The sequence below is a fragment of the Leisingera sp. ABM4_101 genome (genome assembly GCF_056158725.1).
This window is the reverse complement of the sequence record NZ_JBSWTV010000002.1, coordinates 1,732,104-1,745,681: the sequence shown is the minus strand read 5'-3', so window position 1 is coordinate 1,745,681 and position 13,578 is coordinate 1,732,104. Positions and strand designations below refer to the sequence as shown.

Genomic DNA, 13,578 nt, shown 5'->3' with positions numbered 1-13,578 from the left:
CGTACAGGCCTCATCGGCCAAGCGGGATTTCATTGTCGCGCATCACCACCAGCGCGTCCTCGTAGTCATCCTCGTGAACCATCAGACGGCGCGGGAAAATTCCGATCCCGCCTTCCAGGATGCTCATATTTACGTCCATTTGAAAGCAGTCTATATCCTCTCCCTCAAGGAGGGCGGAGGCAAAGGCCATGATCGTCGGATCGGTGCTGCGCAAAAGCTCTTTCATGGGGATGGATCTAAGGGCAAGGCACAGGCGTTGTCGAGACTTGCGAGCGGGAAAGTGATGGACCAAGTGATGACCAGGAAACCGCATGAGATGCTGGCCGCAACCCTGAGCGGGGAGCTGGAGGCGGTGAATGCGCTGATCCGCACCCGGATGGCGTCCGAACATGCGCCGCGCATCCCCGAAGTGACCGCGCATCTGGTCGAGGCCGGCGGCAAGCGGCTGCGGCCGATGCTGACGCTGGCCGCGGCGCGGCTGTGCGGCTACGAGGGCGACCATCACCTGAAACTGGCGGCGACGGTGGAGTTCATTCATACCGCGACGCTGCTGCATGACGATGTGGTCGACGAAAGCGCCCAGCGGCGCGGGCGGCCGACCGCGAACCTTCTTTGGGATAACAAGAGCTCGGTTCTGGTCGGTGACTACCTGTTTGCCCGCAGCTTCCAGCTGATGGTCGAGACCGGCTCCCTGCGGGTGCTGGATATCCTGGCCAATGCCTCCGCCACTATTGCCGAGGGCGAGGTGCTGCAGATGACAGCAGCGTCGAACCTGAAGACGGATGAGGACATCTATCTGCAGGTGGTGCGCGGCAAGACCGCCGCGCTGTTCTCAGCCGCGACCGAGGTCGGCGGGGTGATTGCCGGCGCGCCGGAAGCGCAGGTGAAGGCGCTGTTTGCCTATGGCGACGCGCTGGGGATTGCCTTCCAGATTGCCGATGATCTGCTGGACTATCAAGGCGACAGCAAGGCGACCGGCAAGAACGTCGGCGACGACTTCCGCGAGCGCAAGCTGACCCTGCCGGTGATCAAGGCGGTGGCGCAGGCGACGGACGAGGAACGCGCGTTCTGGACCCGGACCATCGAGAAGGGCAAGCAGCAAGACGGCGACCTGGAGCAGGCGCTGGCGCTGATGGCGAAATACGGCACGTTGGAAGCGACCCGCGAGGATGCCTTTGGCTGGGCCGCCAAGGCACGCGCGTCGCTGGAGGTGCTGCCCGATCACGAGATCCGCACCATGCTGAGCGATCTGGCCGATTACGTTGTGTCACGGCTGAACTGAGCCGGCCCGTTAGTACAGGTGCAGGGGGCGCTGCCCCCTCGGCCAGATGGCCTCACCCCCGGAGTATTTCAGACCAGAAAGAAGCCGCAGGGCGGTGGCGCGCCGTGCACCAGCGCGGCGCGCGGCCCAACGGCGGGCAAGCATCTTTGATGCGCCGGCCCGCGGGCGGGAGCTGCCCGCTTTAGCTCAAGGTGACAGCGCTGCACCACCACTCGGGGTGCTCTGCACCGATTTCATAGGCTGCCATATGGGCGGCTTTTTTTGTGGGGTAGAGCGCAAAGCATGTGGCGCCGGAGCCGGACATGCGGGCGAGCAAAGCCTGGCGCGAGGCGCGCAGGTCCGCAAGAACCCGCGCGATTTCAGGCGCAAGGCTGATGGCCGGGGCTTCCAGGTCGTTGCGCTGCCCGGCCAGCCAGGCGGCGCAGTCTTCAGCGGTGAGGAAAGACGGGATGTCTTCTGGCATCGGCGGGTTGTCGCGGGAGGGCAGCGCGGAAAAGACAGGGCCGGTGGGCACATGCACACCAGGGTTGACCAGCAGGGCGTGCAGCTGAGGCAATTCTACCGGCGTGACCTGCTCGCCGATGCCCTGCATCCGGGCGGCGCGTGCCGCCATGCAGACCGGAACATCGGCGCCCAGCGACAGCGGCAGATCTTCGGGAATGCTCCTCCCCTGCCCCGCCAATGTGCGTAAAACTGCAGCGGCGTCAGAGGAGCCGCCGCCGATGCCAGCGCCATGCGGCAGCTGCTTGTTCAGGCTGATCCGCCCCCGCCAGCCTGCCCCGGCGGCGGCTTTCCAGACCAGGTTGCGCGCATCAGCAGGCACGCCCTCTGCAAACAGGCCGGAGACCTCGAGCGCCAAAACCGGTCCGGGATCCAGATGCAGGCGGTCGCCGGCATCGGCAAAGACCACCAGTGAATCCAGCAGGTGATAGCCGTCCTCGCGGCGGCCGGTCACATGCAGGGTCAGATTGATCTTGGCGGGTGCTGCGACCTCAGCCGCCATTGGCGACTTCCAGCGGTTCGGCGCCTTCTTCGGCCAGTACTGCATCCAGACCGACGTCCAGCTTGCGGCGGATACGGTCCGGGTCGGCCTCACCGTCGGTGTCTTCGGGGTCGATGAAGGAGAGTGCCCGCTTCCACTGGAACTCTGCCTCGCGGGCGCGGCCCACGGCCCAGTAGACGTCGCCCAGATGGTCGTTGACCACCGGGTCCACCGGCATCAGTTCCACTGCGCGCTCCATATGGGCGACCGCCTCGTCAAAGCGGCCCATGCGGTAGAGCACCCAGCCCAGGCTGTCGACGATATAGCCGGAATCGGGGCGCGCCGCGACGGCGCGTTCGATCATATCCAGCGCCTCGTCCAGCTTGCTGCGCTTTTCCACCAGCGAATAGCCAAGGTAGTTCAGCACCTGCGGCCGGTTCGGATCCAGCGCCAGCGAGGCGCGGAAGTCGGCCTCTGCCTGCTCCCACTGGTCCAGCCGTTCATGGCAGATGCCGCGGGCATAGAGCAGGAACCAGCGGCTGGGAGAATCTTCCGGTGTATTGTCCAGCGCCTTGTCATAGGCGCCCGCGGCGCCGGCGTAATCCTCCTGCTGGCGCAGGAGGTCGCCGAGGCTCACATAGACGCTGGGCTGGGCGGGGAACTCGCGGGCCAGCTGCTCCAGCACTTCGATCGCCGCATCCGGTTTGGCGGCGCGGCGCAAGGCTTCGGCGCGGCCCATTTCGGCAGCATGGTAATCCGGATGGCCGCCCGGCACCTGCTTGTAGGTGGCCACTGACAGCTCATACCGGCCCAGCTGGTCCAGCAGGCTGGCGCTGAGCAGGATGGCGTCCACATGGTCCGGGCGCAGCGAGGCCGCCATGCGGGCGTACATCAGCACATAGTCATTGGCCGTGTCCCCGTTCAGCGCAGCGCCCAAGGTATAGAACACCTCGGCGATGCCCTCTTTGGGGGTGGGGGCAACAGTATAGGCGAGCGCCTCGCCCGCGGCGAGCTGGGCGTCCAGAGCTTCCAGTCCCGGATCCAGGCTGCTGCCAAAGGCGGCCTTGAGCGCCTGGCGGGCGTCGCTGTTGCGGCCAAGCTGAGACAGAATCTGAACCCGTGCCACAGCGGCGCGGCGGCTGAGACTGGCAAGACGGCCGTCTTCAGCAGCAAACAGCTCCTCTGCCCCGCCGTAGTCGCCGGCAGAGGCCAGCGCCAGCGCGCGGTGATAGAGCACGAAGGGGCGCAGGCTGCCATCCTCTGCCAGCCGGTCAAAGGTGCTGAGCGCGCTGGAGACAGACCCCGCCCCTACATGCGCCCAGCCTTCCAGCAGCCCGTCGACCAGCGGGTGGATTGCCTCGCGGTCAAGATCCCGGCCGAGAATGGCCTGGTAGTGCCCGGCGGCAGCATGGCCGCCAGCGATCACGATATTGGCAACCTGGCTGCGGGCGCCTGCCTGCAACAGCCGTTCCGCCACCGGCACCGCCAGCTCTGCCTTGCCCATGGCAAGCTGGGCAAAGACCACGTTTTCCATCAGGAGCGGGTTCTGCGGATCCCGCGCCAGCGCCTGGGTGTAGTACAGCGCCGCGGCGGCAAAATCGCTGTCATAGGTCGCGGCCCGCCCGGCCAGGTAGGATCCGGCCAGCCCCTCGGCGTGCAATGCGGGTGCGGCGGCGGCCATCAGGGCCGCACAGGACAGGCTGCGAAGAATGGATACGGGCACGCGGGGACCCCCTTACGGAAAACTGCTCTTTGCTCTTCTAAGAAAGCGTAGTGCGGCGCCCGTCAACACGCAATGGGGCGGCCCAAGGACCGCCCCATAAAATCCGGCAAAAGCCCGCCGGAATGCTAACGTTCCCGTTACATATTCGGGTAGTTCGGGCCATCGCCGCCCTGCGGCGTGGTCCAGGTGATGTTCTGGGACGGGTCCTTGATGTCGCAGGTCTTGCAGTGGACACAGTTCTGGAAGTTCACCACGAACTCCGGCTTGCCGTCGTTTTCAACCACTTCGTAGACGCCGGCCGGGCAGTAGCGCTGCGCCGGTTCCGCGAACTTGGGCAGGTTGACCTGGATCGGGGTGTCCTGGTTGCCCAGCTGCAGGTGACAGGGCTGGCTTTCCTCGTGGTTGGTCATCGCGAAAGACACGTTGGTCAGGCGGTCGAACGACAGCACGCCATCGGGCTTAGGATAATCGATCGGCTTGTGCTTGGAGGCTTCTTCGGTCAATTCGGCGTCGTTCTTGCCGTGGCTCAGGGTGCCGAAGAAGGAGAAGCCCAGCAGGTTGTTGGTCCACATGTCCAGCCCGCCCAGCGCCAGGGAGGCGGTGAGGCCCCATTTGGACCACATCGGCTTGACGTTGCGGACCATCTTCAGGTCCTTGCCGATGGCGCCGTCGCGCACGTCGGTCTCATAGGCGGTCAGCTCGTCGCCGGAACGCTCAGCCTTGATTGCTTCATAGGCGGCTTCGGCCGCGGCCTTGCCCGACAGCATCGCGTTGTGGTTGCCCTTGATGCGCGGCACGTTGACCATGCCCGCGGAGCAGCCCAGCAGAGCCACGCCCGGTGCAACCAGTTTCGGCATCGACTGATAGCCGCCTTCGGTGATGGCACGGGCGCCATAGGCCACGCGCTTGCCGCCCTTGAGCAGTTCGGCAACCACCGGGTGGTGCTTGAAGCGCTGGAATTCCATGTAGGGGAACAGGTGCGGATTCTTGTAGTTCAGGTGCACCACGAAGCCCACGTAGACCTGGTTGTTGTCCAGGTGGTAGATGAACGAACCGCCCCCGGCATTGGAGCCCAGCGGCCAGCCCATGGTGTGGGTGACAGTGCCTTCCTTGTGCTTGGCCGGGTCGATCTCCCAGATCTCTTTCATGCCGACGCCGTATTTCTGCACGTCCTTGCCGGCCGCCAGATCGTATTTATTGATCACTTCCTTGGCCAGCGAGCCGCGCACGCCTTCGGAGATAAAGACATATTTGCCGTGCAGCTCCATGCCCGGTTCATAGGAGGGGCCGGGGGTGCCGTCGGCATTCTTGCCGAACTCGCCGGCAACCACGCCTTTGATTTCGCCGTTGTCGCCATAGACCAGCTCCGAGCAGGCCATGCCCGGGAAGATCTCGATGCCCAGTTCCTCGGCCTGCTCCGCCATCCAGCGGCAGACGTTGCCCATGGAGACGATGTAGTTGCCGTGGTTGTTCATCAGCGGCGGCATCGGGAAATTGGGGATGCGGATCTGGCCGTTTTCGCCCAGCATCAGGAAGTTGTCTTCCTTCACTTCGACGTTCAGCGGCGCGCCTTTTTCCTTCCAGTCCGGGATCAGAGCGTTCAGGCCGCAAGGGTCCAGCACCGCGCCGGACAGGATATGCGCGCCCACTTCCGAGCCTTTTTCCAGCACCACGACCTCAAGGTCGCTGTCCAGCTGTTTCAGGCGGATGGCCGCAGACAGACCGGCGGGGCCGGCCCCGACGATCACCACGTCGTATTCCATCGCTTCGCGTTCAATCTCGGCCATTTGCGGCGCTCCTTGGCTTTCTTTTCGCTACAGGCCCCACCGGGCGCAATTTTGTGTCGCGGCTGCTTAGCGTTTGCCAGCCCCGCAGGTCAATCCAAACTCGACGTTAGCCCCCTGTAAAACAGGGTTCTGAGACAAAAAGTGCGTCGGTTTTCGTCACTCAGTGTCCATTTTCCGCCTCAGCTGCTGTCTCGGGCCGGTCTCCCATCAGGTATCTGGGCCCCTGGCCTTTAAGTGCCGCGCGGTCTTCGGGGTTGAAAAGTTTGCAATTCGGAAGCGACAGACAGCCGCAGCCTATGCAGCCGTCCAGATTGTCGCGCAGTTTCACCAGGGTTTCGATTCGCTGATCCAGATGGGTGCGGAACCCTTCGGAGATTCGCGCCCAGTCCTCTTTTGTTGGCGTCCGCCCTCCCGGCAGGCCTTTCAGAAACCCGCGGATCTCGGGCAGCGAGAAGCCGAACTGCTGAGCGATCATGATGAAGCTCATCCGGCGGATGTCGGCACGGTGGAACCGCCGCTGGCCGCCTGCATTGCGCCAGGGCTCCACCAGGCCTTGCGCCTCGTAGTAGCGGATGGCGGACACGGCGAGGCCGGTGCGCTCAGCCAGGGTGCCGATGGAAATCCCGGCGGAGAGGGGCATGGCAAACTCCTGCAAAAAACTTCTTGAGCTAAAGTTAGGTTTAGAAATTACGGTGAGTTGTATCAACAGGTTTTTCCGAGCAAAGGAGTATCCCAATGAGCGCGGTTTTAGAGCATGCAAACGTCACCGTGGCAGACCCCAACGCCACAGCGAAATGGATGCAGGAGGTGTTTGGCTGGCACGTGCGCTGGTCCGGCGAGGCCAAGAACGGCGGCTATACGGTGCATGTGGGTGAGGAAAACAGCTACCTGGCGCTCTACACGCCCAGCACCCCGGCCGGGAAAGCACCGGAGAGCTATGGCATCGTCGGCGGGCTGAACCACCTGGCGGTGATCGTCGAAGACCTGGACGCCACCGAAGCCGCGGTTAAGGCGGCCGGTTACACGCCGGTCAATCACGGCGACTATGAGCCAGGGCGCCGGTTCTACTTCCACGACGAAAACGGCATCGAATACGAGGCGGTGCAATATGATTGATCTCCTCTGGCTGGCGGGTCTGCCCGCCCTTCCCTCCCGCGGCGCCTTTCCGCGCAAACCTGTGGAAAACCCGCCCAATTCGCCCTCATAAGCGGATTTCACGGCGCCCGGGGTCCGCGGCCACTTGAAATCGGGCGCCGGATTGGTTCAGGTAAATGTCAACCGGACCGGAGGCCCCGCGGCAGATGCTGCGGGGCTCCGGCTTTCCACATGACAAGAACAATAAGCGACCTGGACCAATCACATGGAAAAGATCCCGATGACCCCCACGGGTCACGCCGCGCTGGAAAGCGAACTGAAGAACCTGAAATCCGTTGAACGCCCGGCCATCATCCAGGCGATCGCCGAAGCCCGCGAGCTAGGCGATTTGTCGGAAAACGCCGAGTACCATTCTGCCCGCGAAAAGCAGTCCTTTATCGAGGGGCGCATCAAGGAGCTGGAAGGCATCCTGTCGCTGGCCGATGTGATCAACCCGGCCAAGCTGTCCGGCTCAATCAAATTCGGCGCCAAGGTGACCGTGGTGGACGAGGACACCGACGAGGAGAAGTCCTGGCAAATCGTGGGCGAGCATGAGGCCAATATCGAAGCGGGCCTTCTGAACATCAAATCCCCGATCGCGCGCGCCTTGATCGGCAAGGACGAAGGCGACAGTGTGGAAGTGCGCACCCCCGGCGGCGAGCGCGCCTATGAAATCCTCAAGATCGTCTATTCCTGATCAGCACCAGCAAGGCAGCGGCCATCCATGACAGGCTCCAGCACAGGCTCCAACAGCGGCTCCAGCAGCGGCCCGGGTGCCAAGGCGGCGGACAGCCGCCCGCTGCGCCGGCTTGACCCGCCTGCCGGCAATGGCCTGGGCGGGGCGGAGCTGGCGGCAATTGGCCTGGGGGCCGTGTGGCTGCTGATCGTCACCGGCGTCTATGTGCTGGCACCGGCAGGGTCCGGCCTGTCGCAATGGTCGGACCTGATCACCGGGATTCTGGCCGTGGTGCTGCCGCCGGCGATGCTGTGGGTGGCGGCCTCTGCCGCGCGGTCGGCCCGGGTGATGCGGGAGGAGAGCGAGCAGCTTCAAGCCGCGATTGATGGGCTGCGCCAGACCTATCTGACCCAGGCGCAGCAGCATGCGGCTGTGGCCGAACCGTCGGTGACCAAGCGGCTGGAGGAAATCGCAGAGGCCACCCGCAAGACCGAAACCGCGCTGGCAACCTTTCAGACCAGCCGCCGCGCCAACCCGCTGCGCCCCGCCATTCCGGAGGCCGCGGCGGAGATGACAGCGGCGGAACAGGGCTCGCTGGCGCTAGGCACCCAGGCAGAGGACACCGCACCGCCGCTGGATGCGGGACAGTTCATCCGGGCGCTGAATTTCCCGGAAACCGCCGAGGACCACGAAGGCTTTGCCGCTCTGCGCGCCGCCCTCAAGGACCGCAAGGCGGCACAGGTGATCCAGGCCGCGCAGGACGTGCTAACGCTGCTCAGCCAGGACGGCATCTATATGGATGATCTGCGCCCGGACATGGCCCGGCCGGAGGTCTGGCGCCAGTTCGGACAGGGCGCGCGCGGCCGCGCAGTGGCTTCGCTTGGCGGCGTGCGCGACCGCACCTCGCTGGCGCTGACCGCGGCACGGATGAAGCAGGACCCGATCTTCCGCGACGCGGCGCATCACTTCCTGCGCCGGTTCGACCAAATGTTTGCCGAATTTGAGGCAGAAGCAAGCGACAGCGACATCTCCGCCCTCGGCAACACCCGCACCGCCCGCGCCTTCATGCTGCTGGGCCGGGTGGCCGGAACCTTCGACTAAGCGGGCGGCCCTTTCGGGCCGCTGCCTGCGGCGCGAGTATTTAAGACCAGAAATAAGCAGGAACGGTGCCGCGCCGCGCGCCAGCGCGGTGCTATGCCCAACGGCGGGCAAGCATCTGTGATGCGCAGTTCCGCGGGCGGGAGCACCCGGTTTACATCGCGAAACTGCCGTAGGGGATGAAGCGGACCGGATCGCCAGGCTTGATTTCTGCGGCGCCGTCGCCAAGCTCCACCAGGCCCTCCGCCCAGCTTAGGCCGCTGATACGACCGGAGCCTTCGGAATGGAACACCTCTGCCTTACCGCCTCGGACCCGCGCCCGGAGGTATTCGCGGCGGCCCGGTTTTTTGCGCTTTTCAAACGCTGCCGGGACCTCGAACGCCTGCGGCTCCTGCCAGCCGGCACCCGCCATCAGCCCCATGGCGGGGCGGGCAAAGATCAGCGTGCAGACCAGCGCCGCGACCGGGTTGCCCGGCAGTCCGAAGACCGGCGTGCCCTGCCACATACCCAGCGCCAGCGGGCGCCCGGGTTTCAGCGCAACGCGCCATTCCTGCATTGGACCCGCCTCGCGCAAAAGCGCCGACATGTGGTCCTCATCCCCGGCAGAGGCGCCGCCGGAAGTCAGGATCACATCCGTTTTCGCAGCCGCAGCGTCCAGATGCGCGCGCAGCGCTGCGCGGTCGTCCGCGGCCTTGCCCAGATCCACCGGCACAAAGCCCAGCTGGCGGATCAGTGCCAGCAGCATCGGGCGGTTGGCGTCGAAAATCTGCTCCTTGCCTGCGGCCTCTCCCGCCTCGACCAGCTCATCGCCGGTGGAGAGCACCCCCACCCGCAGCGGCAGACGCACGGTGAGTTCTGCCAATCCGGTGGCGGAGGCAAGGGCCAGATCGGCAGGGGTGATGACCCGGCCTGCAGGCAGGATGATCTCACCTGTGCAGACATCCTCGCCTGCCTTGCGGGTGTTCGCGCCCAGTTTCAACGGGCCGTTGAAGGCGATTTGGAGTCCATCGGTGTTGGTGTCTTCCTCCAGAATCACCGTATCCACGCCCTCAGGCAGCGCGGCGCCGGTCAGGACGCGGATGGCGTGGCCTTCGGGCACGGTTCCGTCAAAAGGCACACCGGCAGCGGCACGCCCCTGCACCAGCGGCAGCACATGCGGCCCCGCCTCGCGGCCGCCGGCAAAGCCGTAGCCATCCACTGCCGTGTTGGGAAGCGGCGGGTTGGAGCGTTTGGCCACCGCATCCTCCGCCAGCACCCGGCCGAGCGCGTCTGCCAGCGGCACGGCCTCCGTGCCGGTCACAGGGCCCAGCCGCTCCCGCAGCAGCGCCAAAGCGTCATCCACCGTGGTCCAGTCCACGCCTGCAGGCAAGGCAAAACAGTCATTGCTGAGCGGCGGCGGTGCCAGCCTCTCCGGCTCATTTGCGGCCAGCGCGTTCAAACGGTCTTCGTATCCGGTGCCCAATATCCAAGCTTCCTCTTGTGCGTCCTCGGGGGCGGCAGCCAACATTCCGGCAAGCTCCTCTGGCGGCAGGCGGCTGAGCGCTTGCGACAGGAGCCGCATCTGTACCCGGTCGCGGATTTCTTCCGGGCCGGAAACCGCCATGGCCGCCTTGACGGCGGGTTCGATCAACCCTGGCCAAATTTCCGCAAACACAATTTGCGCGTTCGCAATGTTTTCGAAAGGCCAGACCGCAGCCTTGTGCCAGAGCCGCAACCGCTGCAACACCGGCAGCCCCATCAGCACCTGGCTGCCAACCGTCGGATTGAAGAACAGCTGGAAACAGGAGGAGGCCGCCTTGGCCGTCAGATCCGCACAGCGCCGTTCCGCCACCTCCACATAGAGGATACCAGACTTGCGGTAGGGAATGTCCGGCCAGTTTTCCTTATCCGGTTTGCCCCAGAACGGACCGGCGCCGGCAAACTGCCGGTTCATTTCAGAGGCGACGCCGAACCGGTTGTTGCTGCCGTCCTCTGCGTCTTCGATCCGTTCTTCCAGCCATTGCCAAAGGGCAAAGGGGTCATCTGATCCAGTGATCCGGCGCGCAAATCCTCGCGGGTATCCGAAGGGAAAATCAAATGCCGCCAGCACCCGCCGTCCCGCCGCCCTCTCACCAGAGAGGAAGCTGCTGATCCATTCTTCAGCCTCTATCCGGCTGCGGCAGTAAATTTGCTGCTCTGCGGTGCCGCCGCGCGCGATACCAAGCCAGATTGCATCCTTGCTGGGCCGTGCGGGCCGGCGCCTGGCGGCGGACCAATCAACTGCCAGAACGGTGTCAAAGCGGCTCACAGCTCCAGTTCCGACTGGATGAAATCTGCAATTGCTGCCGTGCCGTTCAAATCGAAAACCGGCCGGTCCAGCTCCAGCGGGGTGTCACTGGCGACGGCCTGGATGCTGGGGTCCTGCGGCGCTATCAGTTCGGTGCCTGCTTCCTGCCGGAAGACCTCGATTTTGGGGTGCGGTTCGCGCTTGTAACCCTCGACTAGCACCAGATCGACGGGGTTCAGGCGGTGCAGCAGCTCTGCCAGCGGCGGTTCCGCCGCACCGCGCAGTTCCTGCATGATTGCGACGCGGCCCCTTGAGGCCAGCACCACCTCGGACGCGCCCGCCTGGCGGTGGCGGTGGCTGTCGGTGCCGGGCTGGTCCACGTCCGTTGCGTGATGAGCGTGCTTGATGGTGGACACGGAAAACCCGCGGGCGCAAAACTCCGCCACCAACCGCTCCATCAGCCCGGTTTTGCCGTTGTTCTTCCAGCCGGTGACGCCGAAGATCTTCATGTCAGCAGCGCCTCGGCCTTGGCCAGATCCTCTGGCGTGTTGATGTTGAAGAAGGGGTCGAAGGGATCGGCTTCGAACAGCGCCTCGCGGCCCCCGTGCCGGTCGGTCCACAGCACCACCTTGCGCAGCCCGTCATTCAAGGCAGCGCGCAGGTCGTCGCGCAGGGCGACGGGCCAGAGGCCGAAAGCCGGATGCCGGTTCACTTTGCTCCGCCCGCCGGACTTCAGTGACTCACCGCCGGTGCGCGGCGTGGTGGCGAGGGCCAGAGGGTGCTCCATGCCCTGTGCGGCAGCGGTTAGCCGCGCAACCAGATCCCGCGGGAAAAAGGGCGTGTCGGCAGCAGCGGTCACAATGGTGTTGGCTCCCTGCTCTGCGGCCCAGTCGAGGCCCGCCAGCACGCCCGCAAGCGGACCGGCAAAGCCTGCGATCGAGTCGGCAATGACCGGAAGTCCCAAGTCGGCGAACCGCTCCGAGTCGCCATTGGCGTTGAGCGCCAGGCCCGCGACCTGGGGGCCGAGCCGGTCCGCCACGCGGGACAAGAGGCTTTCACCGCCGACCAGCAGCCGCCCCTTGTCGCCGCCGCCCATCCGGGTGGCAAGGCCGCCTGCGAGGATTACGCCGAGGGGCTGGGTCATCGTGTTCTCTTATCCTCTTGCTGGCGGTACCAACCAATGATTTGTGCTCGGACTACTGCTGGTTCGCCAATCGGTTCAAACATTCGATCCGAAAAAACAAATCCAAGGTGCGCAAAACCGAAGAAGAACATTTCACCTTTTTCCCGAGGGGCATCGAGTTTGGCCCAGCTCGAAAAACATTTCCATTCCGGTGAGTTCAGCTCGATCCCTTCAGCCGACACCTTCGCCTTAACTTTGGAATCCTGCAGTTTCTTATGAAATACCCTCACTGGCCGGTAGGAAAGCGCCGCCAGGGCAAGCAACACAGCAAGTCCCACGATCAACACCAAACCATAATAAGCAAGCGAGGCATCAGATATGGCAACGTTTAACTGCTTAAAGATATTCATCGCGACAATCAGCCCAACAACAAGTCCGGACAAACCGAAGAACAGGCTTTTAACTGCAACCGCCAACTGCCACGGACCGCTGTACAAATTTCTGTAGACTAACCTGCCGCCCGACTTCAGTTCCTTGAGCGTTGGCTTGTAATCAAACTCATAAATCAAATTGCTCATTCCGCACTCTTCCGCCGGTGCTTCTTTTCTTCCACCGGCGCGTCCTTGGGGTCCATGTCCCGCAACAGCCGTTCCTCGCCGGACAGGCAAATGAACCGCTGGCCGCGCATCCGGCCGATCAGGGTAAGGCCAACCTCGCGGGCGATCTCCACGCCCCAGGCGGTGAAGCCCGACCGGGACGCCAGAACCGGGATGCCCATCATCGCAGTCTTGATCACCATTTCGGAGGTCAGCCTGCCGGTGGTGTAGAGGATCTTATCCGCCGCTTCCGCCTGCTCCGACAGCATCCAGCCGGCGATCTTGTCCACCGCGTTGTGGCGGCCGACGTCCTCCATATAGACCAGCGGCCGGTCCTCCCGGCACAGCACGGTGCCGTGGATGGCGCCGGCCTCCAGATAGAGCGAAGGCGTGCGGTTGATCTTGTGCGCCAGGGCATACAGCCAGGAGGTGCGGACCTCGGCCTCGGGCAGGCGCACGTCCTCCAGCCCCTCCATCATGTCGCCAAAGACGGTGCCCACGGCGCAGCCCGAAGTGCGGGTCTTCTTCTTCAGCTTCTCTTCGTGGCTGGTTTCCACCGCGGTGCGCACCACGACGGTTTCCAGATCTTCATCGTAGTCGACACGGGTGACCTCATCCTCGTCCCGCAGCATGCCCTGATTGCGCAGGAAGCCAAGCGCCAGGTATTCGGGGTAGTCGCCGATGGTCATCGCGGTGACAATTTCCTGGCTGTTCAGGAAGATGGTCAGTGGGCGCTCCTCGACCACCGCGATCTCGCTGGCCTCACCGTTCTGGTCAACGCCGGTGACGGCGCGGGTGAGGCGCGGGTCGGCAACGCCGGGGGCGATCAGATATTCCGCCCCGTCACTTTTGCTGTCATCCGTTCGGGCCAATTGCAAACCTCCAGTTTCAGGCGTAGGCCGGTTCAAACG

Annotated in this window: 14 protein-coding genes; 4 read left to right on the top strand and 10 right to left on the bottom strand. The window is 64.3% G+C overall.

Going from position 1 to position 13,578, the window contains the following annotated elements:
• Nucleotides 1-10: 10 nt before the first annotated feature.
• Nucleotides 11-226, bottom strand: coding sequence for a putative signal transducing protein (locus tag ACXAEK_RS09605; RefSeq protein ID WP_475041490.1), 216 nt, complete (start codon nucleotides 224-226; stop codon nucleotides 11-13).
• A gap of 57 nt (nucleotides 227-283) precedes the next feature.
• Between ACXAEK_RS09605 and ACXAEK_RS09600 the strand changes: the two genes are divergently transcribed.
• On the top strand, nucleotides 284-1,282 hold the full coding sequence (locus ACXAEK_RS09600; protein WP_475041488.1) for a polyprenyl synthetase family protein: 999 nt from the start codon (nucleotides 284-286) through the stop codon (nucleotides 1,280-1,282).
• Between the two features lie 181 nt (nucleotides 1,283-1,463).
• Here the strand turns inward: ACXAEK_RS09600 and ACXAEK_RS09595 are convergent, their stop codons facing one another.
• From ACXAEK_RS09595 to soxR, 4 genes are all read right to left on the bottom strand, one after another.
• Nucleotides 1,464-2,285, bottom strand: coding sequence for a 4-(cytidine 5'-diphospho)-2-C-methyl-D-erythritol kinase (locus ACXAEK_RS09595; protein ID WP_475045234.1), 822 nt, complete (start codon nucleotides 2,283-2,285; stop codon nucleotides 1,464-1,466).
• Nucleotides 2,275-3,987 (bottom strand): tetratricopeptide repeat protein, encoded by a 1,713-nt coding sequence (locus ACXAEK_RS09590; RefSeq protein WP_475041486.1) that lies wholly within the window; start codon nucleotides 3,985-3,987, stop codon nucleotides 2,275-2,277. Before ACXAEK_RS09590 ends, ACXAEK_RS09595 begins: the two co-directional genes overlap by 11 nt.
• 137 nt (nucleotides 3,988-4,124) lie before the next feature.
• A complete protein-coding gene (locus tag ACXAEK_RS09585) occupies nucleotides 4,125-5,774 on the bottom strand; it encodes an electron transfer flavoprotein-ubiquinone oxidoreductase (protein WP_475041485.1) in 1,650 nt (549 codons plus the stop codon).
• Between the two features lie 160 nt (nucleotides 5,775-5,934).
• Nucleotides 5,935-6,414: a redox-sensitive transcriptional activator SoxR gene (gene soxR, locus ACXAEK_RS09580; RefSeq protein WP_475041483.1), complete on the bottom strand. Its 480-nt coding sequence runs from the start codon at nucleotides 6,412-6,414 to the stop codon at nucleotides 5,935-5,937.
• A gap of 95 nt (nucleotides 6,415-6,509) precedes the next feature.
• On the opposite strand from soxR, the gene ACXAEK_RS09575 reads away from it, so the two are divergent.
• The 3 genes from ACXAEK_RS09575 to ACXAEK_RS09565 all read left to right on the top strand — a co-directional run bounded on the left by ACXAEK_RS09575 (nucleotide 6,510) and on the right by ACXAEK_RS09565 (nucleotide 8,685).
• Nucleotides 6,510-6,890 carry a VOC family protein gene (locus ACXAEK_RS09575; protein ID WP_475041481.1) on the top strand — a complete coding sequence of 127 codons (381 nt, stop codon included), beginning with the start codon at nucleotides 6,510-6,512 and terminating at the stop codon, nucleotides 6,888-6,890.
• A gap of 244 nt (nucleotides 6,891-7,134) precedes the next feature.
• Nucleotides 7,135-7,605, top strand: a complete 471-nt coding sequence (gene greA / locus ACXAEK_RS09570; RefSeq protein ID WP_475041480.1) for a transcription elongation factor GreA — start codon at nucleotides 7,135-7,137, stop codon at nucleotides 7,603-7,605.
• 27 nt (nucleotides 7,606-7,632) lie between these two features.
• Nucleotides 7,633-8,685 carry a hypothetical protein gene (locus tag ACXAEK_RS09565; protein WP_475041478.1) on the top strand — a complete coding sequence of 351 codons (1,053 nt, stop codon included), beginning with the start codon at nucleotides 7,633-7,635 and terminating at the stop codon, nucleotides 8,683-8,685.
• Nucleotides 8,686-8,836: 151 nt separating this feature from the next.
• Here ACXAEK_RS09565 and ACXAEK_RS09560 read toward each other — a convergent pair whose 3' ends face one another.
• From ACXAEK_RS09560 to fdhD, 5 genes are read right to left on the bottom strand one after another with little or no spacing between them, the layout of a single operon-like run.
• Entirely contained in the window at nucleotides 8,837-10,969 is a 2,133-nt protein-coding gene (locus ACXAEK_RS09560; RefSeq protein ID WP_475041477.1) for a molybdopterin-binding protein, read from the bottom strand.
• Complete coding sequence (gene mobB / locus ACXAEK_RS09555; RefSeq protein ID WP_475041476.1) at nucleotides 10,966-11,457, bottom strand: molybdopterin-guanine dinucleotide biosynthesis protein B; 492 nt, start codon at nucleotides 11,455-11,457, stop codon at nucleotides 10,966-10,968. The genes ACXAEK_RS09560 and mobB overlap by 4 nt, the downstream gene beginning before the upstream one ends.
• On the bottom strand, nucleotides 11,454-12,092 hold the full coding sequence (gene mobA / locus ACXAEK_RS09550; RefSeq protein ID WP_222508275.1) for a molybdenum cofactor guanylyltransferase MobA: 639 nt from the start codon (nucleotides 12,090-12,092) through the stop codon (nucleotides 11,454-11,456). The genes mobB and mobA overlap by 4 nt, the downstream gene beginning before the upstream one ends.
• Entirely contained in the window at nucleotides 12,089-12,649 is a 561-nt protein-coding gene (locus ACXAEK_RS09545; protein ID WP_475041474.1) for a hypothetical protein, read from the bottom strand. The genes mobA and ACXAEK_RS09545 overlap by 4 nt, the downstream gene beginning before the upstream one ends.
• Nucleotides 12,646-13,539 (bottom strand): formate dehydrogenase accessory sulfurtransferase FdhD, encoded by an 894-nt coding sequence (gene fdhD / locus ACXAEK_RS09540; RefSeq protein WP_475041473.1) that lies wholly within the window; start codon nucleotides 13,537-13,539, stop codon nucleotides 12,646-12,648. The genes ACXAEK_RS09545 and fdhD overlap by 4 nt, the downstream gene beginning before the upstream one ends.
• Nucleotides 13,540-13,578: the final 39 nt, after the last annotated feature.